This window comes from Cupriavidus sp. DB3 (assembly GCF_020418465.1).
Lineage (GTDB): Bacteria > Pseudomonadota > Gammaproteobacteria > Burkholderiales > Burkholderiaceae > Cupriavidus > Cupriavidus cauae.
Genome location: NZ_JAIZPL010000001.1, coordinates 449,722 through 475,343 on the forward strand (window position 1 = coordinate 449,722; position 25,622 = coordinate 475,343).

19 protein-coding genes are annotated in these 25,622 nt (G+C 63.2%); 15 read left to right on the plus strand and 4 right to left on the minus strand.

Annotation, left to right across the window (positions count from 1 at the left end):
• Window positions 1-5 precede the first annotated feature (5 nt).
• From K7G19_RS01955 to K7G19_RS01995, 9 genes are all read left to right on the plus strand, one after another.
• Window positions 6-758 carry an SDR family oxidoreductase gene (locus tag K7G19_RS01955; protein ID WP_226105469.1) on the plus strand — a complete coding sequence of 251 codons (753 nt, stop codon included), beginning with the start codon at window positions 6-8 and terminating at the stop codon, window positions 756-758.
• Window positions 759-771: 13 nt separating this feature from the next.
• Window positions 772-1,272 (plus strand): Ohr family peroxiredoxin, encoded by a 501-nt coding sequence (locus tag K7G19_RS01960; RefSeq protein ID WP_226105471.1) that lies wholly within the window; start codon window positions 772-774, stop codon window positions 1,270-1,272.
• A 165-nt stretch (window positions 1,273-1,437) separates the two neighbouring features.
• Complete coding sequence (locus K7G19_RS01965) at window positions 1,438-1,917, plus strand: carboxymuconolactone decarboxylase family protein (protein WP_226105473.1); 480 nt, start codon at window positions 1,438-1,440, stop codon at window positions 1,915-1,917.
• Window positions 1,918-1,921: 4 nt separating this feature from the next.
• Complete coding sequence (locus tag K7G19_RS01970) at window positions 1,922-2,329, plus strand: cupin domain-containing protein (RefSeq protein WP_226105475.1); 408 nt, start codon at window positions 1,922-1,924, stop codon at window positions 2,327-2,329.
• 92 nt (window positions 2,330-2,421) lie between these two features.
• Entirely contained in the window at window positions 2,422-3,351 is a 930-nt protein-coding gene (locus tag K7G19_RS01975) for a TauD/TfdA family dioxygenase (protein WP_226105477.1), read from the plus strand.
• A gap of 26 nt (window positions 3,352-3,377) precedes the next feature.
• A complete protein-coding gene (locus K7G19_RS01980; protein WP_226105479.1) occupies window positions 3,378-4,784 on the plus strand; it encodes an ABC transporter substrate-binding protein in 1,407 nt (468 codons plus the stop codon).
• Window positions 4,784-5,716, plus strand: a complete 933-nt coding sequence (locus K7G19_RS01985; protein WP_149318257.1) for a carbohydrate ABC transporter permease — start codon at window positions 4,784-4,786, stop codon at window positions 5,714-5,716. Before K7G19_RS01980 ends, K7G19_RS01985 begins: the two co-directional genes overlap by 1 nt.
• On the plus strand, window positions 5,700-6,602 hold the full coding sequence (locus tag K7G19_RS01990) for a carbohydrate ABC transporter permease (RefSeq protein WP_226105482.1): 903 nt from the start codon (window positions 5,700-5,702) through the stop codon (window positions 6,600-6,602). Before K7G19_RS01985 ends, K7G19_RS01990 begins: the two co-directional genes overlap by 17 nt.
• Before the next feature lie 33 nt (window positions 6,603-6,635).
• Window positions 6,636-7,703 carry an ABC transporter ATP-binding protein gene (locus K7G19_RS01995; protein ID WP_226105484.1) on the plus strand — a complete coding sequence of 356 codons (1,068 nt, stop codon included), beginning with the start codon at window positions 6,636-6,638 and terminating at the stop codon, window positions 7,701-7,703.
• 96 nt (window positions 7,704-7,799) lie between these two features.
• Here the strand turns inward: K7G19_RS01995 and K7G19_RS02000 are convergent, their stop codons facing one another.
• The 4 genes from K7G19_RS02000 to K7G19_RS02015 form a co-directional block, all read right to left on the minus strand.
• Window positions 7,800-9,044, minus strand: a complete 1,245-nt coding sequence (locus tag K7G19_RS02000) for a methyl-accepting chemotaxis protein (protein WP_226105486.1) — start codon at window positions 9,042-9,044, stop codon at window positions 7,800-7,802.
• Window positions 9,045-9,209: 165 nt separating this feature from the next.
• On the minus strand, window positions 9,210-10,190 hold the full coding sequence (locus K7G19_RS02005) for a tripartite tricarboxylate transporter substrate binding protein (protein WP_226105488.1): 981 nt from the start codon (window positions 10,188-10,190) through the stop codon (window positions 9,210-9,212).
• A 152-nt stretch (window positions 10,191-10,342) separates the two neighbouring features.
• Complete coding sequence (locus K7G19_RS02010) at window positions 10,343-11,101, minus strand: SDR family oxidoreductase (protein WP_226105490.1); 759 nt, start codon at window positions 11,099-11,101, stop codon at window positions 10,343-10,345.
• A 202-nt stretch (window positions 11,102-11,303) separates the two neighbouring features.
• Complete coding sequence (locus tag K7G19_RS02015; RefSeq protein WP_226105492.1) at window positions 11,304-12,257, minus strand: 2-hydroxyacid dehydrogenase; 954 nt, start codon at window positions 12,255-12,257, stop codon at window positions 11,304-11,306.
• A 119-nt stretch (window positions 12,258-12,376) separates the two neighbouring features.
• On the opposite strand from K7G19_RS02015, the gene K7G19_RS02020 reads away from it, so the two are divergent.
• From K7G19_RS02020 to K7G19_RS02045, 6 genes are all read left to right on the plus strand, one after another.
• Window positions 12,377-13,528: a citrate synthase family protein gene (locus K7G19_RS02020; protein ID WP_226105494.1), complete on the plus strand. Its 1,152-nt coding sequence runs from the start codon at window positions 12,377-12,379 to the stop codon at window positions 13,526-13,528.
• Between the two features lie 627 nt (window positions 13,529-14,155).
• Window positions 14,156-15,346, plus strand: a complete 1,191-nt coding sequence (locus K7G19_RS02025; protein ID WP_226105496.1) for a Druantia anti-phage system protein DruA — start codon at window positions 14,156-14,158, stop codon at window positions 15,344-15,346.
• A 30-nt stretch (window positions 15,347-15,376) separates the two neighbouring features.
• Entirely contained in the window at window positions 15,377-17,050 is a 1,674-nt protein-coding gene (locus tag K7G19_RS02030) for a hypothetical protein (protein WP_226105497.1), read from the plus strand.
• The gene (locus tag K7G19_RS02035) at window positions 17,047-18,918 is read left to right on the plus strand and encodes a hypothetical protein (protein WP_226105499.1); all 1,872 of its coding nucleotides are present in this window, start codon (window positions 17,047-17,049) and stop codon (window positions 18,916-18,918) included. The genes K7G19_RS02030 and K7G19_RS02035 overlap by 4 nt, the downstream gene beginning before the upstream one ends.
• 11 nt (window positions 18,919-18,929) lie before the next feature.
• Complete coding sequence (locus tag K7G19_RS02040) at window positions 18,930-20,030, plus strand: hypothetical protein (RefSeq protein WP_226105501.1); 1,101 nt, start codon at window positions 18,930-18,932, stop codon at window positions 20,028-20,030.
• Complete coding sequence (locus tag K7G19_RS02045) at window positions 20,027-25,597, plus strand: DEAD/DEAH box helicase (protein WP_226105503.1); 5,571 nt, start codon at window positions 20,027-20,029, stop codon at window positions 25,595-25,597. The genes K7G19_RS02040 and K7G19_RS02045 overlap by 4 nt, the downstream gene beginning before the upstream one ends.
• The last annotated feature ends 25 nt before the right edge of the window (window positions 25,598-25,622 follow it).

The window sequence follows — 25,622 nt, forward strand, 5'->3', positions numbered from 1 at the left end:
GCATCATGAAGATCGTTGTCATTGGCGGGACCGGCCTGATCGGCAAGAAGGTCGTGGCGAGACTGTCGGCGCAGGGCCATGAGGTGATTGCCGCCGCGCCGCAGACCGGCGTCAACGCGCTGACCGGCGAAGGCCTGGCGGAGGCCCTGGCGGGCGCGAAGGTGGTAGTCGATCTCGCCAATTCGCCGTCGTTCGAGGACGCGGCGGTCCTGCATTTCTTCGAGACCTCGGGGCGTAATCTCGCCGTTGCCGAGAAGGAAGCGGGCGTGGCGCACCACGTCGCGCTGTCGGTGGTGGGCACCGACAAGCTGCAGCAGAGCGGCTACTTCCGCGCCAAGATCGCGCAGGAGGCGCTGATCCGCCAGTCCAGCGTGCCTTACACGATCGTCCGCTCGACCCAGTTCATGGAGTTTCTCGGCGGCATCGTGCAATCCGCGGCGCAGGGCGACGCGATCCGGCTGTCGTCGGCGCTGATCCAGCCCATTTCGTCGGACGACGTCGCGCAGGCCGTGGCCGAGCGCGCGCTGGCCGCGCCGGCGAACGGCATCGTCGAGATTGCCGGTCCCGAGCAGTTCAAGATGAGCGACCTCGTGCAGCGCTATCTGAAGGCGATCGGCGATGCACGGACCGTGCAGGTCGATCCCGCCGCGCGCTACTTCGGCGCCGAGCTGCAGACGGGCACGCTGGTGCCGGAGGGCCAGGCGCATCTCGGGCGCGTCCGCTTCGAAGACTGGATGCGCAAGTCGCAAGCCCACTAGGCGCGGCGTGCCGATGGAAAACAAGGGGCTCAAACCGCCACCGCTGACGCTGCTCGACCGCTATCGCGGACGCGACTTTGCCACGCTGTACACGACCACCGTGACGGTATCGGGAGGCGAGTCCGGGCACGGCCGAGCCTCCGGTATCGCGCGGTCCGATGACGGCAACCTGCAATTCGAACTGAGGTTGCCGGCGGCGCTCGGCGGCCCGGGCGGCGGCACCAATCCCGAGCAACTCTTTGCCGCTAGCTTCGCGGCGTGCTTCCACGGGGCCTTGAGCCTGCTGGCGCAGCGCGAGCAGATCGATGTCACCGCAATGACCGTCGCGGCCAAGGTCTCGTTCGGCCGCGATCCCAGCGACGGCGGCTACGCCTTGATTGCCGAGATCCATATCCGCATGCCGGGGGTCGACAAGCCGGTCGCCGAAGAACTCGTTCGCCATACCGAGCGCTTCTGTCCCTACGCCAAGATGGCGCGCGAAGGCATTCGCACCGTCATTACCGTGTCGGTTTGAGGACGGGAATCCGCGATTGGTGCCGAAGCGGCAACAGCGTGCGCACCTTGGCGGTACTACCGGGGAAACGGCCCCAACCCTACGATGCCATCCAAGCCGAGCCGCATCGATTCGCGATGCGGCCTCGGTGAAGACAACACTGATTTCCGCTCACCAGGAGCCACCATGACCCAACGCCTCAACTATTTCCAGCAATCGCCGGAACTGTCCAGGAAGCTGATCGAACTCGGCACGATGTTCCAGAAGACGACGATCGAGCCCCATATCCGCGAACTCGTCGAGATCCGCACCTCGCAGCTCAACGGCTGCGGCTTCTGCGTCGACATGCACATCAAGATGGCGAAGATCCACGGCGAGCGCGAACTGCGCCTGCATCATCTGGCCGTCTGGCGCGAATCGACGCTGTTCTCGCCGCGCGAGCGCGCCGCGCTGGCGTGGGCCGAGGTGCTGACCCATATCCCGGCCCACGGCGTGCCCGACGACATCTACGAACGCGTGCGGACCCAGTACAGCGAGAAGGAGCTGTCGGACCTGACCTTCCTGGTCGGCGCGATCAATTCCTGGAACCGCCTGAACGTCGCGTTCCGCACCGTGCCGGGCTCGTCCGACAAGGCGTTCGGCCTCGACAAGGCCAACCTGGAGTAATGCGATGAAGCCAGTCACTGCTTTTGCCGCAACGCTGCTGCTGTCGTCCATGATGATGGGGCAGCCCGCCATCGCGGCCGGAGAAGGCGTCTCGGTCAAGCCGCTGCTGACGCAGCCGTTGCCCGAGTACCCCGGCAAGGAAGTCGAGATGATCGTCGTCGACTACGCGCCGGGCGGCGCCGACCCCGTGCATCGCCATGACGCACACGGCTTCGTCTATGTGCTGGAGGGCAGCATCGTGATGGGCGTCAAGGGCGGCAAGGAGGTCATGCTCAAGGCCGGCGACACCTTCCACGAGGGCCCGAACGACATCCACACCGTCGGGCGCAACGCCAGCAAGACGCAGCCGGCCAAGTTCGTGGTGTTCCTGATCAAGAAGCAGGGCGCGCCGATTCTGACGCCGGTGAAGTAGTTCGCGCGCATATCGACATACGTTTTGCTTCGTTCTCCTGGCGGAATGGGACCCATACCATTGTCTGGTCCCATTCATGCCACGGAGAAGCGATGAGCGCCGTCATCCAGGATCGTCCTGCCATCACGTCCAGCGAGCTGGACATCGTTCCGGTTTCGCCCCGCATCGGGGCCGAAGTGCGCGGATTGCGCCTGTCCGGCTCGCTCGACCCGAGCACGCTGGAGGCGCTGAAGGCCGCCTTGCTGCGGCATCGCGTGCTGTTCCTGCGCGGGCAGCAGCATCTGGACGACGCCACGCACCAGGCGTTCGGCCGGCTGTGGGGCGAGATCGAATCGCACCCCACCGTGCCCGCGCCCGACGGCACCACCTTCCTCGAACTCGACTCGCGCCATGGCGGCCGCGCCGATTCCTGGCATACCGACGTGACCTTCAAGGTCGCGCCGCCCAAGGTCTGCATCCTGCGGGCCGTGGTTTTGCCGCCGGTAGGCGGCGATACCGTGTGGGCCAACACGGTGGCCGCCTATGACGCGCTGCCGGAAGAACTGAAGGCGATCGCCGATCGTCTGTGGGCCGTCCACGGCAACGACTTCGACTACGCCGAGACCCGCGTCGACCACGGCGCGAGCGAGCAGGAGGCGGAGGGGCGCAAGAAGTATCGTGCCGTCTTCACGCGCACGGTCATCGAGGCCGAGCATCCCGTCGTGCGGGTCCATCCGGAAACCGGTGAACGTGCGCTGCTGCTGGGGCATTTCATCAAGCGGCTGTCGCGGCTTTCCACCAGCGAATCCCGCCATCTGCTCGAGGTCCTGCAAAACCGCGTGGTACGGCTCGAGAACACCGTGCGCTGGCGCTGGTCGCCCGGCGACGTGGCGATCTGGGACAACCGCGCCACGCAACACTATGCGCTCAACGATTACGGCGACCAGCACCGCGTGGTGCGGCGCGTGACCGTCAGCGGCGACGTGCCGGTCGGGGTCGACGGCCGCCGCAGTGTCGACCTGACTGCCGCCGCGCAGCAGTGATTCATGCCAATGCATCAGGACATGACATGACCACTGCAATCGAGTCTGACGATTCCGCCACTGCGCCTGTCTTGAGCACCGACCACCGGCCGTCGACGGCGCCTGACATCGGCCGCCGCCGCGTGCTGCGCGCCGGCGCGGCACTGGGTGCCGGTGCCGTGCTTGGGGCGCCGGCATTCGCGCAAGGCGCGAAGAAGTACGCCGGCGTCGTGCTCAACGTTTCCGCATTCAGCGCGCCTTACCAGAAGCTGCTGCGGCAATGGTTGCCCGAGTTCGAGGCGCAGACCGGCATCAAGGTCAACTTCGACACGCCGTCCTTTCCGGTCTACAACCAGCGCGTCGATCTGGAACTGTCGACCAAGGGCTCGGGCTTCGACGTGGTGAACGTGACGTTCATCTATTCGAGCCGCTGGATTCAATCCGGTTGGCTGACGCCGCTCGACGATTTCATCAAGGATCCCGGCCGCACGCCAGCCGACTTCGATATCAACGATTTCCTGCCCGGCGCCCGCGCGCCGGAGACGGGCCGCGATGGCAAGCTCTACGGCGTGCCGTGGACCGCCGAGGTGACCATCAGCGCCTCGTCGCGCTTCGATCTGGTCAAGGCGGCGGGACTCGCCTATCCGGATACCACCGACGATCTGGTCAGGACGCTGAAGGCTGTCAATCGCAAGGAGCGCGTCGCCGGCTTCGTCACCGACAACCACTACGGCTGGACCTTTCCGCCGTATCTGCATGCCTTTGGCGGCGACGTCTTCCGCAAGGCGCCGGACGACCTGTATCCCACACTGGATACACCGGAGGCGATTGCCGCGGCCGATTATTTCGCGCGCCTGCTGCGCGAGTTCGGCCCCGACGGCGCCGTCTCGTATACGCCGGACCAGGCGGTGCAGGCGCTCAAGGCCGGCCGCAGCAATTTCAGCACGCTAGGCCAGATCTATCTGTCGCAGGTCGGCGACCCTGCCTCGAGCAAGGCCGCGCAAACCGCCGCGTGGGGCCTGGTGCCGAAGGGGCCGGCGGGCCGTTTCCCGGGGACGGCGGTGCACGGCTATGGCATACCGGTCGGCAGCAAGAACAAGGATGCGGCCTGGCAGTTCATCGTCTGGGCCACCTCGAAGACGATCACGCGGCGGGCGGTTGCCGCCGGCTATGGCTCGCCGTCGCGGCGTTCGGACATCGACGCCGACGTGTTCCGCAAGCGGCAGGTCGTCAACGGCTATGACATCGCGAAGCTGTGCACCGATTCCATCGAGCTGTCCGGCAAGCAGGGGCATATGAAATACCGCACCGTCTCGGTCTATCCGCAGGTCGATCAGCAGCTGAACAAGGCGATCGAGCTGATCGTTTCCGGTCAGCAGAGTGCGGCCGGCGCGATGAAGCAGGCGCAGGCAGCGGCCATCGCCGAGCTCAAGCGGGCGGGTGTGGCGGTCTGATGGCGGGCTCCGTTTCGATCCGGCACGCCGCGTCGCCACGCGGCTGGGAAGCCGAACGGCGGCGCGCCTTCCTGTTTGGCCTGGCGCCATCGCTGCTGATACTGGGCGCCATCACGCTCGTGCCCGCCGCGGCATTGCTGCTGATCAGCCTGACGCCGCTGAACCTGCTGGACCCGGCAGGGACGTTCCGCTTCGACGATCCCCTCGTCAACTACAGGCAACTGCTGGACGATCCACGCTTTATCGGCTCGTTGTGGGTGCAGGTGCGGCTGTCGCTGTCCAGCGTGACGTTGCAGCTCGCCCTGGGCTTGGCCATCGCGCTGCTGCTGAATGCGAACTCCCGCGTGCTGGCGGCGATTCGCTCGGTCTTCCTGATCCCCATGGTGCTGCCGCCGATCGTCGTCGCGCTGATCTGGAAGATCCTGTACACGCCCGACGTCAGCCCGCTGCATCGGGCACTGGAGCAGATCGGCCTGCCGCTGCGATCGCTGATCGCCAATCCGGATACCGCGCTGTGGGCCATCAGCATTGCCGAGACCTGGCAGTGGTTTCCGTTCACGATGCTGATGGTGCTGGCGGCATTGCAGATGATCCCCGACGAGCCGCTGGAAGCGGCGCGCATCGATGGCGCGAACCGCTGGCAGTTGTTCCGCTACATCGTGCTGCCCTATATCCGGGCGGTGCTGGTGGTGTGCGCGCTGTTCCGGTTGATCGACAGCTTCAAGGCGTTTCCGCTGATCTATGTGCTGACCAATGGCGGACCGGGCACGGTAACGGAGGTCACCAACTTCTACGGCTTTATCCAGGCATTCAATTTCTCGTATTGGGGTTATGCGAGCGCGATTGCCGTGGTGATGCTGGTGGCGGTGTTTGCCATCAGCTGGTCGATCAGCCGGTTTCAGGGGAGCGATGGGAATGAACGCCACGACTGACACGCTGCGATTGCCACCCCGCGACAGCGCCGCCGAGCACGATGTGCCGGCGTTGCGGCGATCGGGGGCAAGGCCGTTGGCCTGGCTGCGTCGCCACGGCCGCGTCGCGCTGGCAGTCGTGTTGCTGCTGGTGCTGATGTTTCCGTTCCTGTGGCTGGTGCAGATCGCCTTCAGGCCGGCCGAAGGCGCGTTCGACGACAGCCTGCTGTTTACGCCCACGATCGAGGCGTTCCGCGCGCTGCTGCAAGGCAACTTTGCCCGCTCGTTCGCCAACAGCCTGCTGGTCAGCTCGCTGTCCACGGTGCTGTCGCTGGCGATCGGCGTGCCGGCCGCCTACGCGCTGACGCGGTGGCGTTTCCGCGCGCGCGGCCGGGTGGCGCTGTGGATCCTAATCACGCGGATGGCGCCGCCGATCGCCTTCACGATCCCGTTCTTTCTTGCCTACCGCTGGATCGGCTTGCTCGACACCGTCTGGGGACTGGCCCTGGTCTATCTGACCTTCAACCTGGCCGTGGTGATCTGGCTGATGCAGGGGTTCTTCGAGGCGGTACCGGCCGCACTGGAAGAGGCCGCGTGGATCGATGGCTGCGGTGTCTGGAGTGCGTTCTGGCGCGTTACGCTGCCGCTCGCGGCGCCGGGCGTGGCCGCCACCGCCGTGCTGTGCTTCATCTTCTCGTGGAACGACTTCTTCTATGCGCTGATCCTGACCCGGACCCAAGCCGTGACCGCGCCGGTCGCGATCGTCAATTTCCTGCAATACGAAGGATGGGAATGGACCAAGATCGCGGCGGGCGGCACGCTGGTGATGCTGCCGGTGGTGGCATTCACGCTGCTGGTGCGCAAGTACCTGGTGCGGGGGCTGACCGCCGGCGGCGTCAAGGACTGACGGCGGGCCCGCAATTCCCATTCCGAAGGACTCATGGCTTCCATCTCTCTCCGACATCTGCGCAAGGCGTACGGCAGCACCGAGGTCATCTACGACCTGTCGATCGATATCCGCGACGGCGAGTTCGTCGCGCTGGTTGGCCCGTCGGGCTGCGGCAAATCCACGCTGCTGCGCATGGTGGCAGGCCTTGAGCCGATCACCGCGGGCGAGATCCGGCTGGGCGACCGGCTGATCAACGACGTGGCGCCGCGCGACCGCAATATCGCGATGGTGTTCCAGAACTACGCGCTGTATCCGCATATGACGGTGGCGCAGAACCTCGGCTTCTCGCTGAAGCTGCAGGGCGTGCCCAAGGCGGAGATCGAGCGGCGCGTGCAGGCCGTGGCGGAGACGCTCGGCCTTTCCGCCGTGCTCGACCGCACGCCACGCCGCCTGTCGGGCGGCCAGCGCCAGCGCGTGGCCATGGGTCGTGCGATCGTGCGCCAGCCGGAAGCCTTCCTGTTCGACGAGCCGCTGTCGAACCTCGACGCCAAGCTGCGCGTGCAGATGCGCACCGAGATCAAGGCGCTGCACCAGCGGCTGGGGACCACCACGCTGTACGTCACGCACGATCAGGTAGAGGCGATGACGATGGCCGATCGCATCGTCGTGCTCAAGGATGGGGTGGTCGAACAGTCCGGCGTGCCGCTGGAACTCTACGATCGCCCGCGCAATGCCTTTGTCGCGGGCTTTATCGGCTCGCCTGCCATGAACTTCTTCCGCGGGCGCGTGCAACGCCATGGCGCGCCGGCGGTGCTGACGGACGATGGCCTGCGGCTGCCGCTCCATCGTCTCCCCGAGGCAGTGGATGGCCATGAGGTCCTGTATGGCGTGCGGCCCGAGCATTTCGCGCTCGAGGCGGGCGGCACGCTGGAAGCCGGGGTCGTGGTGGTCGAACCGACCGGCGCGGAAACGCTGATCGCGGCCAAGCTCGGACGCCATCAGGTGGTGGCGGCATTCCGGGAGCGCGTGGACGCTCGCCCCGGCACCGCGCTGAAGCTGACGCCTCGGGTCGAGCATGTCCACCTGTTCGATGCGGCGTCTGGCCAGCGGCTGAACTGACGACGGCACCGGGGGCCGCGCCGGACGTTGCCTGCCTTCGGCCGGCCGGGTCGGCAATGCGGACCGGGCCCTGGACCAATAGCGTGACGTCGCCGGTTACCGAGCCGCCGCCAATTGCAGGGACGGCTCGCGCGACGCCGGCATCGGGGCAGCACCGGCCTCCAGCCGGAATCGGGCCACCACGCTTTGCAGCTCGCGCGCCTCGTCGGCCAGCGCGTTCGACGCCGCGGCCGCCTGTTCGACCAGCGCGGCATTTTGCTGCGTCACGGTATCCATCTGCGTGACCGCCTCGGCGACCTGGGCAATGCCGCTGCTCTGGTGCTCGGACGCAGTACCGATCTCGCCCAGCAGCGTCGTCACGTGACGGACCGCCCCGACGATTTCCTGCATCGTCTGACCGGCCTTGCCGACCAGCGTCGAACCGCTGCCGACCTGCTGCACGGAATCGTCGATCAGGTCCTTGATCTCGCGCGCCGCCGCGGCGCTGCGCTGGGCCAGCGTGCGCACTTCACCGGCCACCACCGCGAAGCCGCGACCCTGCTCGCCGGCGCGCGCCGCTTCGACCGCGGCATTGAGCGCCAGGATGTTGGTCTGGAAGGCGATCCCCTGGATCACGTCGACGATATCGGCGACCTTTTTCGAGCTGGTATCGATCGCCTGCATCGTGTCGACCACGGCGGTCATCACCTCGCCGCCGCGCTCGGCGATGCCCGACGCCGACTGCGCAAAGCGGTTCGCCTCGCGGGCGCGCTCGGTGTTCTGCTGCACCATCGCGGTCAGCTCGCTCATGCTGGACGCCGTTTCCTGCAGCGTCGCGGCCTGCTGCTCGGTGCGCTGCGACAGATCGGTGTTGCCGGCCGCGATCCGGTGCGAGGCTTCGGTAATCGAGTCGGTGGACGTCTTGATCCGCGTAATCAGGTCGGTCAGCATGTCCTCCATCCGGCCGAGCCCGCCGAGCAGGGCGCCGAAGGGGCCGGTGCGCTCGGTCTCGAATTCCTGGCTGAGGTCGCCCGCCGCCACCGTTTCGGCGATCAGCTCGGCTTCGGCCAGCGGCTGCTGAATGCCCTTGGACAGCGCGTGGACGCTTGCCACCGCCAGCAGCAGGGCGGCGATGCCCAGGCCGGCCATCCATTCGGTGGTAGTGGTGATTTGTTGATCCAGCTGGGACAGGGAGGCCGCGCCCTTGGCCGTGGTGTCGGCCGCGGTATCGGCCGCATGGGCCGCCTCGCCGATGGCGCGCAGCTGCGTGACACCCATTCCCAGCGCGATTGCCAGCACCAGCAGCACCGCGCCAAAACATGCCCCGAGCCGCGCTCGGATGGTCCAGTTTCCGATATGCATTTCTGCCTCCGCTCCCCTTTGGTGTGGGTTGGCGCCCAAAGGCGGACGCCTTCGCCGGGCCGGACTGCGTGGTCCGGTTTTTTGTGCTCAACGCGGATTGACGGCAGAGGGGTGGAAAACTTTAGGGCCGACGGGCAAAGAATTGCCCAATTCTTTTAATGGCCGCTATTCCTGCTGGATGCCGGCCTCCTTGACCACCTTCCCCCATTTGGCAAGGTCGGACTTGATCAGCGCGGCGTACTCCTGCGGCGTGCCGCCCTGGACCTCGATCCCGGCCGCTTCGAGCTTGGCGCGTACCTCCGGCAGCTTCAATGCCGCATTGATCTCGGTATTGAGCCTGGCAACGATTTCTTTTGGCGTGCCCGCCGGCGCCAGGAATCCGCCATTGGTGTTGGCGTCATAGCCCTTCAGTCCTTGCTCTTCCGCGGTCGGGACATTGGGCAGGGCCTTGGAGCGGCTCCGCGTCGATACGGCGAGCGCGCGGACATTGCCGGCCTTGACCTGCTCCTGGATCGCGCTGATCGTGTCGATGAAGAGTACGGTGCGCCCGGCCACCAGGTCGGGGTGCGCGGCGGGCGAGCCCTTGTACGGGATCAGCAGCATATTGGCGCCACTGACCATGCGGAACATTTCCGCGGCCATCTCTTGCGCGCTGCCACGGCCGGAAGTCGCGACCTTCGCCTCGCCCGGATTGGCCTTCATCCAATTGACCAGTTCGGGGATCGATTTGGCGGGGATTTTCGGATTGACCGCGAACACCAGCGGAATCACGTGGGTATAGACGATCGGCTCGAAACTCTTTTCCGGATCCCAGCCGAGATTCTTGAAGAGGTATTTATTGATGTTGTGGCTGCCGCCGACGATGCCGATCGTGTAGCCATCCGGCTTGGCATTGGCCAGTACCGCGGTGCCGAGGTTGTTCGATGCGCCGGGACGGTTCTCGACGATAAAGGGCTGCCCCAGCTTGACCGCCAGCTTTTCTCCGACCACGCGGGCGATCAGATCGATGCCGCCGCCTGCCGGTGCGGGCACGATGATGGTGACGGGGCGGGTCGGGTATTTCGGCGTCTCTGCCGACGACAGGCTGGGGGCCATGATCAGCGCGGCAGGGATCGCTACCGTCGTGATCAGCTTGGTGAAAGGCATGGTTGTCTCCTCTGTTTCTGGTCAACTGTTGTGTCAACTCTGGGGCGGCGTCCGGAATGCCGGTACGCCGGGGGCGCTGTTACGCCGGGGCGCCGTTACGCCGGGGCGCGGGGAAGCCGGGAAGCCGGGAAGCCGGGACGGATTGATCGATATCAGCCGCGCCCGACGAAAGGCATGGCACTGGCCATGACGGTCATGGTCAGCACGTTCGCCTCCAGCGGCAGCGATGCCATATGACGCACGGCATTGGCGACGTGCGTGGCGTCCATCATCGGCTCCGGCGCTGTCGTGCCATTGGCCTGCAGCACGCCGCGCGTCATCCGCTCCGACAGTTCCGTTAGCGCGTTGCCGATGTCGATCTGGCCGGCCACGATGTTGAACGGGCGGCCGTCCAGCGCCAGTGCCTTGGTCAGGCCGGTGACGGCATGCTTGCTGGCGGTGTAGGGGGCCGTGTAGGGGCGCGGTGTGTGCGCCGAGATGGAGCCGTTGTTGATGATGCGTCCGCCCTGCGGCGACTGCCGGCGCATCAAGCCGAAGGCGGCTCGCGCGCAGAGATAGACGCCGGTGACATTGGTGTTGATCACGTTGAACCATGCGTCCACCGGCAGCTCGTCCATCGGCACGGCCGGGGCATTGACGCCGGCGTTGTTGAACAGCAGGTCCAGCCGCCCGAATTCCTGTTCGATGGTATCGAACAGCGCCTGCACGCTGGCGGGGTCGGTGACATCGGCAGGGACGGGCATCGCATGCTGTCCGCGCGCGGAAGCCTCGGCGGCCAGCGCTTGCAGCGGTTCGGCGCGGCGGCCGGCCAGCACCACCGTCCAGCCGTCCTCCAGCAACGCCATCGCGCTGAGGCGGCCAACGCCGCTGCCGGCGCCGGTGACGAGGGCGATTTTTCTTGAGGCGTTCAAGGGCGGGTCTCCTTAATGGGGTGTGAGGCTGGAAGGCTTCTGCGCGCACAGGCGCCCGGGCGTTCGCGTGCTCGTGCGCTCGTGTGCTCGTGTGCTCGTGTGCTCGTGTGCTCGTGTGCTCGTGTGCTCGTGTGCTCGTGCGACCGTGCGACCGTGCGACCGTGCGACCGTGCGGTGGGGCGTGGGACCGATTGCCTCGCGCTCAGGTGGTCAGGCTCATCGTCGGCCGGCCGCCGGCCAGCGCTTGCGCCACGCTTTCCAACACCATCTGCGCCATCGCGGTCCGGGTCTCCCAGGTGGCGCTGGCACGATGGGCCTGCAGCGTCGTGCGATCGGATTTGCGCAAGGCCAGCGGTACGCGCGGCTCGTCGACGAACACGTCCAGACCCGCGCCCGCGATGCGGCCGGCCGCCACGGCTGCCGCAAGATCGGCCTCATTGACCAGCCTGCCACGCGCCACGTTGACGAGATAGCCGCGCGACCCCAGCGCGTCGAGCACCGCGGCATCGACGATGCCCTCCGCCTTGTCGGCCGCTGCGCAAAGCACCAGCGCGTCGCTGCGACGGGCAAGCTCGCGAAGATCCGCCACGAACTCGTGGGCCACGTCCTCCATGCGGCGCAGGTCGGTGTAGCGGATCGGGCAGCCAAAGGCCGCCGCCCGCGTCGCCACCGCCCGGCCGACACGCCCCATGCCGACGATGCCAACATTCATGCCGCTGAAGCGGCGGGCTAGGGGAATCGCGCTCGGCTGCGGGTACAGCTCCCACTGACCATCGCGCACGAAACGGTCCCCCGCGCAGATATTGCGACAGGCCGCGATCAGCAAACCGATCGCGAGATCGGCGACATCCTCGGTCAGCGCACCGAGGGTCGCGGTAACGGGCAGATTGCGGCCACGACAATATTCGAGGTCCACCGCATCGGTGCCCACGCCATTGATGGCCACGACCTTCAGCGCCGGCAACTGCTCCAACATCGCCCGCGAAATCCCCGTGTGTCCGCCGGTAATGACGGCCTGAATGGAAGGCCCGTACTCCCGCAACCACGCCGCCTGATCGGCGATCTCGAAGTACTTGTGGACGTCATAGAGCGAGGCGAGCTCGTCATTGATCGCGGGAATCAGGATGGGATTGAGTTGCAGGATTTGCGGCTTCATGTGCGTCAGCGTGTTGGTGTTTGAGCGAGGCGTTGAACGTTGACGGCATAGTAGGTAATACTTGATCGTGATGGCAATATTGATCTATAAAATCAACATATAAGGTTTCCACCACGACCATGAGCTCCTGGATTTCGATGGACGAGGCGTGCCGACAGCTCGGCGTGCGACCGCAGACGATCTACGCCTACGTCAGCCGCGGCAAGCTCGAAGTCATGACCGACCCGGCCGACACGCGCCGCAGCCTGTACCGCGCGGAGGACGTAGCCGGCCTCGCCAAACGCAAACAGGCCGGCCGCAAGCACGAGACCCTCGCAACCAATACGCTGTTCGGCGCGGAACCCAGCATCCCGACCGCGCTTTCCACCTTCGTGCGCGAGCGGCTGTACTACCGAGGACAGGACGCGGTGTCCCTGGCTGGCTCGGCCACCCTCGAAGATGTGGCGCAATTGCTGTGGGACGCGCAGCAGCCGGTGGACTTCTCATGCTCGGCCCGCGTCGCCAAGCCCGGCCGTGTCGCGGCATTCAAGACCCTCGCCACGCTGGCCGCCACCGGCCACTCCACGCATGGGCGCATGACGAGGGTCCTGCATGTCGAATGCCAAAGCCTTGTTGGCCAACTCGCCAACGCATTCGGCGCGCAACCGGGCCAACAGCCGCTGCACCTTCGCTTTGCGCAAGGATGGAAACAGCCGGCGCACGTGGCCGAGCTTCTGCGGACGGCCATGGTCCTTCTGATCGACCACGAGTTGACGAGCTCCGCCTTTGCCGCCCGTATCACGGCATCCACCGGCGCATCGCTGCCGGCCTGCTTGCTCGGAGGGCTGGCGACGCTCTCCGGCCCGTTACATGGCGATGCCTCGGGTCGCGTCAAGGCGCTATTCGATGAAGTGGAGCGGCAGGGAGAGGAACAGGTGATTGCACATCATCTGTCTACGGGATTGCCTTTGCCCGGTTTCGGGCATCACCTGTATCCCGACGGCGATCCGCGGGCCGCAGCGTTGTTGGCAATGTTCGAGCCGCCGGGAGCGATAGCGCGCTTTATCGAGAAGGCGACAAGGCTGACGGGGCTGCAGCCCAATATCGACGTCGCGTTGGCGGCGATGGTTATTCATTACGGGTTGCCGGACGATGCTGCTTTCGCGATGTTTGCTACGGCTCGAAGTATTGGATTGCTCGCGCATAGCCTGGAGCAATTGGGGGTGGGGCAGGTGATACGGCCTCGGGGGCGGTATGTGGGGATGGTGCCGGGGAGGGTGGGGGGGCGGTGAGGTCTTGCAGGTTGTGCTGCTGCCCTGCGTCGTATCGCAACGTGTAGGGAGCCATGCTGATGCTCCGGTATAGCTGAAACGTGTTACCAGGGTAAGTCGACCCGATTACGGCGCCAGGCGCTGCGATTTCCGTTCCCTGCGCGATGAGCAGTCGGGCGTACGAAGGCTTGTGCAACCAGAGTCCCTTGTCGTCGACCGCAGCATCGCTGGTGCCCAAGTCTTCATGAGGCGCAAGTCGCGAGCGGAATCATCAGGAGAGCTACGGAATTTCTTGGAGACGGCTTCCTTTCTACGGCGAAAATGCGGGTATAGCGAGGTGCAGCGGGCGCTTGCGGGGCTCTTCGTGGCAAAGCAACGGTACCCCTCAGCGAAGAGAGTTGTATTACCCCACCAATGGTGGCTGTCGAAAGGCTGAGTTCGATGGCAGTATCCGCACTGTTGGATCAGCCTATTGAAAAACTGCAGACTAGTCGGATATGCACGCACGTCGTAGTTTGGTGACGTGGGTGGGCCTGGACGGGTATTGGCGGGTAGAATGCGGTCGAAATAATAGTAAATGGGACGCGAGATAATAAAATGCCTGGGCGCGCCGCCACAGTCGTAGGGGTTAACCCGCGAGAGGCCAATTTGAAGCGAAAACTGCGGGCGCACCTGCGCTCCCTCGGTTTCACGCGTTCCGAGGCGGGAGTTCTTCAGGCGCCGGACACTGGCAAGGAGGCGATTCGATGCCTGCATCGCGCCCAGCGGGAGGAACGACTATCGGCCAATCAGGCATTTGTTGCCCGACGTGGCGCATCGTTGATGCGTTACTTTGCCTCGGGTTCCGAGGTCGACCCCGAAAAAATTTCTCCGGTGCTTGAGCGCGTATCGTCAGCCTCTCAACATGGCGACCTTTTCCGGCTTGCAGCGTTGTCTTGGACGGTGCCCGTGTCAAACGGGTTCGGTAGACGCCTCCGCTACTTGGTCTGGGATGAACACAACGGAAAGTTGATCGGACTGATAGCGATTGGCGATCCAGTCTTTAACCTTGCTGTACGAGATAAGTTTATCGGTTGGGATGCGCATGACCGCGGTGCGCGGCTTGTGAACATCATGGACGCTTACGTTCTCGGCGCGTTGCCACCCTATAACGCGCTGCTTGGTGGAAAGCTTGTGGCTTGCCTGCTGCGTAGCCGCGACCTCTACGATGACTTTACTCGCGCCTATGGATCGACGACAGGCGTCATCTCCAAAGAGAAAAAGAAGGCGCGGCTTCTTGCCATTACGACCACGTCGTCTATGGGAAGGTCCTCGGTCTACAACCGTCTGAAGCTCGGTGGAACTGCATATCTTGAACCCATTGGCTACACCGGCGGTTGGGGGCATTTCCACATCCCAGATCGGTTGTTTGGGGAGTTACGGGATTACCTTCGCGATATCGACCACACCTATGCGGACCAGCATGCCTTTGGGCAGGGCCCTAACTGGCGATTGCGCACAACACGTGCCGCGCTGACAGCGCTTGGATTTAAGGACGACCTTCTCAAGCACGGGATTCAGCGGGAGGTTTTTATCAGCCGGCTTGCCCGCAATGCCACGGGAATCCTCCAGACAGGGAAAGGTCGCCCCGATGTTACGGATTTACTCTCTGCCAAGGAGGTTGCAAGGCTGGCCGTCGACCGCTGGATGATGCCTCGGGCCATACGCATGCCGGCATACCGAGACTGGACTGCCGAGCATCTGATCGACCTGTTTGGTAGCCAAGCGTGCATGCTACGTACGCAGGTCGATGCATCGCATCTTGCATCAAGGTCGCTCGGGAAAGCGGTCGGGTTCTAAGGGCGCGCGAGGGGCGCTGGGGAGAAGCGGTTGAAGTACGCCATCAACGAGGTGACCGGCAAACTGGAATCCGCGGACCAGACGCGAGGATTGGGGCGCTACATCTGTCCGGTCTGCACAGCAGTTGTCAACTTCCGCGCGGGCGCTTTCAGGCGAGCGCATTTCGCGCATTGGCCGGGCTGGGGATCACCTGAGTGCGAAAACTTCGTACTTGGCCAGTACGGCGTCCAGCCGCAAGGCAAAGCTGTCGCTGTGGCAGATCGGCGCAAGATGGAGCTTCGCCTGTGGATCCCCAGAGGCCCTGATCGTGCCGCGTGGCAACTTGAGCTGATTCTTCCTACCGCCCGCGAGTGTCAAGCTACGGTTACCGTGGATGTCGGTGGCCGTTTTCAGACGCTCAGCATGCGTGGCATGGCGCAACGGCGTCGAATCGGGGCTGAACCTTCAGTGAAGGCCTACCGCATCGTCGACTTTGAGGGCAAGCCGGATCCCGCCTTTCTCAACGGCGTGGAAAGAGAGTGCTCAGGCCTGCCTGCAATAGGTGCCGCTGCCTTCAGCGCTTCGGGTGCCGGGGAGCTCAAGGGATTTCCGCGCTCCAACGTCCTGCGGGGCGGCGAGACCTTCGCCTTACTGTGGCGCGTGCCCGAGACTCCCGACTTTCCTGATGAACTCGAAATTGAGAAGCTACGCGGCAGGCAGGAATGGAACCTGGCACTAGTTGGCATACCTGAAGAGCCGACCGAGTCGTGTATCGCCTGGCTGGAGAGCTTTACCGGGTTACGGATGGCCCCGCCCGTTCCTTCCATTCTTCCTGTCTGGCCATTCCTCACACGGCACGCCAGCGTCAATTGCATTGATTGCGTCCGCTCGGAGCGAATTCTGCTGTCAGTGGCAAGGATGCCCGTCGGGCGTGGCGGCCGTGGGCCGGCCATGCAGGCGCAGAGCGGAGCAATGAAGCTGGGCGCTGTGGGAGTGGAGAGATCTCCGGCGCTTTTCACGTTACGGCCCGAAGGCGCCGACTTCGTTAGGGTGACAGAGGCAACCGCGCCGGACAGTGAGGCATTTTTCTCCTTTTCTTTGGGCGTGGACCATACTGCACCGCCCCTCACAGTCGAGCTTGCCTTCAGGGCCGTGCAGGGCGATCGGCAGGTGGTCGCGCTGCATGGGGCCAGATCTGCGGGCGTCACAGAAGAATTCAGGCGTATGGGCATATCTCCCGAATATCTTTCAATGCCGGCCGGTGCTAAAGGGACCTTGCGAATAGAGGGGAGAGATGGTTCGAGTACGGTCGCACTACGTAGTGGCAGCGATGCGGCTCCGCATGACCATCGTGTTTGCTTGGCGCAGCCTGATGCACTAGCGGCACTAAGGGCTGCATTGGTCGATTTCGCATGCCAGGTGGAACTGGACTTTGGAGGATTCGGCCGCATGCGTCTCGCACGCATCGCGGAGGTCGCAGCTACACGGGGTGCGCCGCGCTATTTGCCGCCACTGCTGCGCGCCAGAATCGGTGCCTTTCTCACGCAATTGCAATCGCCCACGTCGCTTGCGGACGGCGATGTGCCGCTGATCCGGGCTATGACTACAGCCCGACGGCGTCAGGCGCTCCCGCCATCCCTGATCCCCCATTATCGATCGCTAGTGAAGGCGCTACGCGCCAGCGGCGTTGAACTTGAGCGCTTGGAAGAAGGTGTGGAGGTATGAGTTTCCAGTACAGCGAGGAGGCCAGACAGCGAATCTGTGCATTGGGTCCGGCGGAGATTGCAGAGTTTATCGACGAGATCCCGCAAGCAGTTCGGAAGCCGTTGTATGACCGGTACCCGCGCGTGCAGGGATTTCGACCAGGTCGCGCCGAGTTCAAGGAACGGCAAAAGCGTCTGATTGCTCTGCTCACTCATCCGCAGGCAAGCCCAAAGGGTGCGCCTGAATGGCGGCACTTTGCTTATCTTTGGGAGGCATGGGCGGGTCATCGACTGGGACAGACGTTGCCGCTTGGAGACGACACCCCGCCCGGGGTCGACGCTGGGGTGGGGTTTCTGAAGGCGTTGTCCGAACGGTTGCCTGACGTCCCTCGTGAAGACGTGGCGCGCCTGTTCTTATTCAGCGGCTTTCCTGACCACCCTGACGTGGTGCCCATGCTCGCGCGCTTTCGGCCAGCCTCGGTGCTGGCACGTGAACGGATGATCGATGGGATGCCTGCGCGCCTCTCCAATATGGAGGCTCGCCTCGAGAGTATCGACAGCGAGACGAAAACCACCGCAGGTCGTGCCGACCAATTGGAGGCAAAGTGTGTAGAGTTCAGCAGACTTGCGCAGGGGATTGATAGGGGGGTCGAACAGAATGCCGCCGAACTTTCCAAACTGCGCGAGGGATTGCGAAGCGAGTCCTTGCGCGGTGATAAGCATGACAAGACCATCGAGGCGCTCGGCCAAGCACGAGGCCAGTTGACCGCAGCCGTCCAGGACACGAGCGACAGGCTAGCCACGCTCGAGGAGCGCTTGTGCGCGGCCGAGGCGCGGCATGATGAAATTGCGGACGTCATTCTCAAAGTCGCTGAACTCCGAGAGATTGTCGACGGCCTTGTGGAGCAGACCCACAGCTGGGCTGGGTGGGCCGACTCCATGGCAGATCTGATGCGTCGCATCGAGGCGCAGCAAGCGTCGCCCACCGTCCAGGAGTCGGCTTCGGGTGGCGTGCTTCGCGGCAGGCTCGTCGAACATCGGTCGGCCCAGGTATTTACTGACGTTCGTCGTGTCGACGATGCCTGTGGCCTTATCGCGTCGAACCTGCACGCCACCGGTGTGACACGAGGCGCCGCTATGGAAGTGGCCCGCCAAATGGTCGCTGCACTCGCTGCAGGCCAACTCATACAGATTACCGGGTCGCTTGCAGACTTAATGGCCGAAGGTGTAGCGGCAGCGATTGGCGGGCCGGTTCACCACGAATGGTGCGTGCCAGTCGGACTGGTTAGCGACGGTCCTGCTGCCGATTGTGTTCGCAGGCTCACTGGCCACTCCGGATGTCTGCTGATGAAGGGCGCAAATCGGTCGGCGTTTGAAGTCTACGGTAGTGCGATCCGCGATATCGTCGTACGCCGACAGTTCGGCGCATCCGACCATGGCAACCTTGCGCTGATTGCGACCCATGCCCAGGGCCCCGCGACTTTTCCAGACGACGGCACGTTGGCCGAACTGGGCCCGGTATTCGACACAGACACCTTCGCTATGCGCAGCGCCTTTGCGAGATTGCCGGAGAAGCGATACGGCCGTCTTGTGGCGGATGACTGGGCGAAGCTTGAGGGCCTCGATTCCGAGTTACCAGCACAAGGGGAATTGGTGGAGCTTTTGGAAGAGTCGGGTCTTAAGGGCGGTGCGCTGCATAAGCGTGTGATGTACCGCGGCTACGTGATGCTCAGGCGCATGCCGCAAAGCAACCTTGCCGTTGATTTGCATGCGCTATTGATGGCTTGGGCGGTACCTTGGGCTGCGGCGACTGGAGGGCCGGCTGAAGACCTCCGCCAACTCGCCGAGCGACAGCTCGCCCAGGGGCGCACCGAAGACGAAGGGGCTTGAAAGGACGCGTGATGCAATGGCAAGCCACTACGCGTGAGCAGGCACGCCAGATTGTCGCGGCGGGGATGCGTTGTGCGTTGACGGGAGAGGGGCTGCGATTGTCCGCCGTCTCTGAGTGTCTACGGGCAATGTCGTATTTGTGTAACGCACCGATGAGCTCAGATGGGCTCTGGCAGCCGGCCGCTTCGGTGCGCCTGACCGGCATGGTCCGCCGGAGGCTGGTGCCGCTTTGGCCCGAGCTCGCTGGGGAGGGAGAGGGAGCGCCATTGTCCGTGATGGCGGTTCTGAACAGCCTTGCGGCACTGGGCGATATGGTCCGACTCGACGGCGGTCGCTGGCTTGTCTCGCCCCCATACGCGGTCCGCGCAAATCATGGTCTGGCGGTGTTACTAGGCGGCGGCCCCTTGGAAGCTCTGCCCGGGATCTTAAGCGGGCATGCGATCGTCGCCGGTCGAATCCGGCTCACGAAGCTGTCCGAGTGCGAAGCCAATGGCGGTACGGTTCCGTTGTTGGACGCAAAGGAATGGATCGGCGCTCCGGCCGAAGGGCTGCAGACCTGGTGCGACCGGTTCATTGCCGAGTCTGCCCGTCGCCTGACCGACGCACCAGGCGACATGGGCGAGGTGTACATCTACCGGCGAAGAGAATGGGTCTCGATCGCGAACTTGCCTTTCTGCGAATCGTCGAAGCTGTCTCCGGATACCGCATCCAAACTAGAACGGCGTGGGCTAGTGCTATGCCGGACTCCGATCGGACAGTCCGCATCTTACTTCCTCGGCCGGTTTGCAAGAGGACGTATTGGACGGCTTGTCGCCATCGCCGCGTCGGACGCAAGGCGGCTGCGCTTTGGTCTGGATGCCACCGATTCGTTGCCCTTGCGCGTCGAGGCCGTGGCGAGGCAGGGATTGGTGCGATTACGGCTGCCACGGAGGTTGCCTGAGCGAGAAGCGAAGGCGTTGCTACTGGGTTGGATTCAGGCCGAAGCGAGGGAGGCGGCCGGTATTGAACATCACGTGTTCCCCGCGCCGGTATTCCCGATCGTGCGGAACGCATTGGAAGGACTCTACATCGTGGTGGAAGAACGCGTGGATGAATGGAAGGGACAACGATGAGCACGACGATAAAGCCTGTCGAAGCGGCTGGCGTACACGAGACTGCCAGAAGCCTGGCGGAAAATCTGCGCCAGTACATCGAGGCGCAATATCACATCCGCGATGAGGGACTTATTCGGGAACGCCGCGCACTGCTCGTACAAGCTGCGACGGTGGCGCAAATTCCCTACGTGGAGGCTACGGCCGTATACAAGGTCGGTGATCCCTACGAGAGCTTGCCGATACCTAGTGCCGCGATCGATGTGCTGACCGAATTGTCACGCATGGACGTAGGTCTCTATCCCCGTCCTTACGAACACCAATCGCAAGCTCTGGCGTCCTTCCTTGGTGAAGAGGCAGCCGATCTCGTTGTAGCCACCGGCACAGGGTCAGGCAAGACGGAGAGCTTTCTGATGCCGATCATCGGCCAACTCGCCATCGAAGGCGCGCAGAGGCCTGAGTCTGCCGCACTTCATGGGTGTCGTGCCATGCTGCTGTATCCGATGAATGCCCTTGTGAACGATCAGCTTGCGCGTATCCGCCGCCTGTTTGGAAATGCTCAGGCAGCAGAGGTGCTCAGTCGCGGACGGACCCGCCCGATCCGGTTTGGCAGCTATACGGGACGCACACCCTATCCGGGGCGGCGTTCGGCAACGCGCGACGAACGCTTCATTAAACCGCTGTTCGAAGAGTTCTATCACAAGGTAGCGGAACAGCCCACTATCCGGGAGGAATTGGAGCGCATCGGCCGGTGGCCGAGTAAGGACCTCGAAGCGTTCTATGGACAGGAGCTCGTCGAGAGTCGAATTATCGCTTCAGGCCCTAGGGCTGGCCAGGCGCGGGCCTCCAACAACTGGGACAGTCGGCTTGTCACGCAACATGGCGACCGAGAGCTCATGACGCGCCATGAGATGCAGGAGCGCTGCCCCGAATTGCTCATCACCAATTACTCGATGCTCGAATACATGCTCATGCGCCCAATCGAGCGCCGCATTTTCGCGCAGACACGGGATTGGTTGCGCGCGGATCCGCGCAATGCCTTCACACTAGTCCTTGACGAGGCGCACATGTATCGAGGTGCGGGAGGCGCTGAGGTGGCACTTCTCATCCGCCGCCTATGCGCGCGACTCGAAATACCGCGCGAACGCATGCGCTGCATTCTTACCAGTGCGAGTCTAGGTAACGGTCCCACGGCGCTGGCGGACGGTGAACGGTTTGCACGGGATCTCACCGGACTGGCTCCCACTTCTGCTCGTCGTGTCAGGGTCATCCAGGGCACGCCAGAGCCGCGCTCTGCGGCACGCGGGGCAACTGATGAAGAGGCTCAGGCGCTGGCCGATTTTGATCTCCAAGCCTTCGAAAATGCTGCTGCCGACCTTGGCGCCGCAAGGCAAGCGGCGACTCGTCTTGCGGCGCGCCTTGGCTGGAAGGTGCCTGGTGAAGGGGGGCACGAGTCGTTCAGGGATTGGCTATTCAGCACTATGACGGGTTTCGGGCCGCTCGAGAAACTCATCGCTGCGGTCTCAGGCAAGGCAGTCCGGCTTGACGCGCTGAGCCAAATGCTTTTCCCCGGAAGCCCCAGCGCAACCGCGGAGCAAGCGGTCGATGCCCTATTGGCCCTAGGCAGCCATGCGCGGCGCCAATCCGACGGCCGGGTGCTAATTCCAACCCGCCTGCACCTTTTCCACCGGGGACTTCCAGGGCTATACGCTTGTGTGAACCCACAGTGCTCAGCCAGGCTTGTCGGGTACGACAGCCCTACTATCTTGGGTCGCCTGCATACAAAGCCGCTTGACCGATGTTCGTGCACCTCGCGGGCACGGGTCTACGAACTTTATACGCATCGCGATTGCGGCGCTGCGTTCTTGAGGGGCTATGTCACAGCGGAGATGGATTTTGTCTGGCATCAGCCGAGCGGACCGTTGTCGGCAGGGCAAACCGTCGATCTAATTCCGGTCGAAATGCTGGTCGAGGAGCGCGTTCACCCTCGCAGTAGCTACAAGGATATGTGGCTCCACATTCCGACTGGCCGCCTTTCGGTTCTGTGCCCGCCGAATGCAATAGGATACCGGCGCGTGCGCGTACCAGATATGCCGGCCGCATCAGGCGCCGACATGCGGTTCGATGAATGTCCGGTGTGCATGCGTAGCACGCGTGGGGGAAGAGACGAGCCTTCCAAGATAATGGACCATGTGACAAAGGGCGAGGCGCCATTCACAACGTTGGTGCGCACACAGATGGATCGCCAACCGGCGAGCCGTCCTATCGAGACTGCTCGTCCCAATGGTGGGCGTAAGGTCCTCATATTCTCCGATGGCCGCCAGAAGGCCGCCCGGCTTGCCCGTGATATTCCACGTGACATTGAGCTCGACGTGTTCCGGCGGGCGATTGCACGTGCTTGCCGTCGGCTCGAGAAATTCCAGGAACCCAGGCCAAACCAGAATCTGTATATAGCTTTTCTATCTGTCCTTTGCGAGGACGATCTGTCGATGTTCGATGGAGAGGACGCGAGGAAAGTCGCGGCCGCCCGAGCAGAATTCATCCGCGATTGTGAGGGCGACCTGGCGGAAGCGTTCGACGGATTCTCGCCGACAGAGCCGGCCCCCTCGCGCTATCGCATCGCACTGCTCAAGCTGCTGGGGAGCACCTACTATTCGTTATCGGGCACTACAGTGGGCTTTGTCGAGCCCGCAAAGGTGAAGCTCGGCAAGCTCAGGGAGAGCTTCAAGGTTATCGGGCTTTCCGCGAGTGACGAAGATGTCCGGGCCTTGGCGGTGGCGTGGATCGAGGGACTGCTTCAGGATTTCGCCTTTGATTCGTCCCTGGACCCGGTGCTGCGAAGCAAGGCGGCCGGCTACTACAAGCCCATTTGGGGGAGCAAGGGGCAGTTCCGCCGGCTCTTGCGTGAGGCGCTTGCGCGCCGCGCACATTGGAGCAGGCAACTGGTTGAGGTGGTGGAGTCGACCTTTCGGAACCAATTGGCCACCGAAAAGGATGGTGCCTGGTTCCTCGCCCCCAACGCGTTACGTCTTCGCATAGACCTTGATCATGTCTGGGCACAGTGCCAGGACTGCACTGTGCTCACTCCACTGGGCCTTGGCCAGTCGACGTGCCTTGCCTGTGGTGGAGACAGTGTCCGTCTGGTCGATCCTGCGACAAGTGATTACATTGCAGCTCGTAAGAACTTCTGGCGTCAGCCTGTGCGTGAAACGTTAGACGGTGGCCGGCTCCTGAACCTGAGTGTTGAGGAGCACACGGCCCAACTTTCCAACCGAGATCGCAGCAGCGTTCACGCGACCACCGAGCGTTACGAACTGCGGTTTCAGGATGTTCTCCTCGAAGAAGCGGACAGGCCGATCGACGTGCTCAGTTGCACGACGACGATGGAGGTTGGTGTCGATATCGGTTCGCTGGTGGCCGTGGCGTTGCGCAACGTCCCGCCTCAGCGCGAAAACTACCAGCAACGGGCCGGCCGTGCGGGACGACGGGGCGCGTCGGTGTCGACCGTGGTCACATATTCCCAAACGGGGCCACACGACAGCCACTACTTTCTGAACCCGGCGTCCATCGTGGCCGGTGACCCGCGTACGCCCGAAGTGAAGGTCGACAATCCCAAAATCGCACGGCGCCACGTTCACGCTTACCTGATTCAGACGTTCTTCCACGAACGTATGTCACAGGGTGACTGCGGTCCCAGTACGCAAACCTCTAGTCTGGAGAAGGCGCTCGGCCCTACGCGCATATTTTTCCACGGCGCGCGCGATACGAGGCTCACATTGGAAGAGTTTGACGCGTGGGTGTCGCGCCGTGTGCTCGCGTCAAATGGCGACCTGAGAGCGTCCGTCGCGGCGTGGCTGCCGCCTGCGCTCGACACGGGCGGAGAACTAATCGAGCAATGGCTCGCGACAACTGCGGAGTCGTTCCTGGCCACACTACACGAACTTGGAAAAAAGGTGCCTCGACCAGCCGCCGTGCCTCATGGTACGGCCGGAAAACAGCTTGATAGTACGGTGGGTGATGAATCCATGGATGAGGAGGCGAGCGACACAATCGCAAATCCTCAATTGGAGCAGGAGGAGCTACTCGAGTTCCTTTTTTTCCATGGATTGCTGCCCAGTTATGCGTTTCCGACCAGCCTGTGTAGCTTCCTGGTAGAGCAAATTGGCAGGAATGGCAAAGGCATGCACGATATCCGTACGGTCCAGCGTCCTCAGCAGTCGATATCGCAAGCGCTCAGTGAGTACGCGCCCGGTCGCCTCATTGTTATCGACAAGAAGACATACCGGTCTGCGGGGGTATTTGCGGATGTGCCGGTTTCTGAAGTGAATCGAGCCAGACCGCTGTTTGCAAAACCAAAACGTCTCGTGCATTGCAAGGCATGCTCCTTTGTGCGTGACCCTCATGCAACGCAGGCCAGTGGGCAGGCTTGCCCAGTGTGTGACGAGACGCTCATGGAAGAGACCATGATCGAGCCCGAGGTATTCGGTCCAGAGAATGCCAGAGAGTTGCCGGACGATGATCGCGAGCAAGAGATAACCTATGCGACCATGGCTCAATTCCCGCAACCCGTTGATCCGGAGGCTTTTACCTTCGTACAATGCGGACCGAATGCTAGATATACGCATGCAACCGATCGTAGACTCGTCGTGGTTAATAGGGGTAAGGAGGGCGGTCAGATCGGCGGGTTTTCGGTTTGCGTTGAGTGCGGCAAGGCGTCGGTCTTTGACGCTTATCATCCCGCCGGTGGACCCCATGATCGTCCCTACAGAATATTGAATGCGCGGGGTGTGGATCAGCAGTGCAAAGGAGAGTTCCGGCGAGTGTTTTTGGGGCACGACTTCAGCACTGACCTGATGCTTGTGCGGATAAGATTGGCGGCACCTCTCGTGACGGATACCTCTGACAAAGTGGTATTGCACATGCTGGAGGGCGCGCTTCATACGATCGCAGAGGCACTGCGACTCGCGGCGAGCCGCCACCGGCAACTAGACATTGATCCTGCAGAATTCGGCTCGGGATTTCGCATCGTTCCGGCATTGCAGGAGGGCGCTCGCATGGTGGACTTGTTCCTATATGACACATTGTCAGGTGGGGCGGGCTATGCAGAGGTGGCAGCACGGAACTTGCCCAAAATCCTCGATGCCACGCTGACGCTGTTAGAAGGCTGTTCGTGCGACACTTCCTGTACGGAATGTCTTAATCATTTCCATAATCAGCATATTCAGGAAAGACTTGACCGCAAGCTCGGTGCGTCCCTGCTCCGTTATGCAATACGCGGCGAGGCGCCGCGCTGTGGATCCCCGGTAGTGCAGGCCGCAACTCTCTCTCAACTGCGCGCGAGCTTGGAGCTTGACGGGTATTGCTGCACAGAAGGCGGTACACCTGACATGCCTCTTGTTGTCGAACGGGAAGGGAGGCGTCTGGCGGTTGGCTGCTATCCGGGGCTGCTAGCGCGTCCTGAATTCGTCCATGCCATCGAAGGTGCATGTGGGATGGATGGGCACTTGGCGTTGAACGAGTTTCTCTTGCGCTCAAATTTGCCTGATGCACACCAAATGATTCGCGCCAAGTTCCGGGAGTCGGTCTAGCTGGATGGTATGAAGAGCATATAGG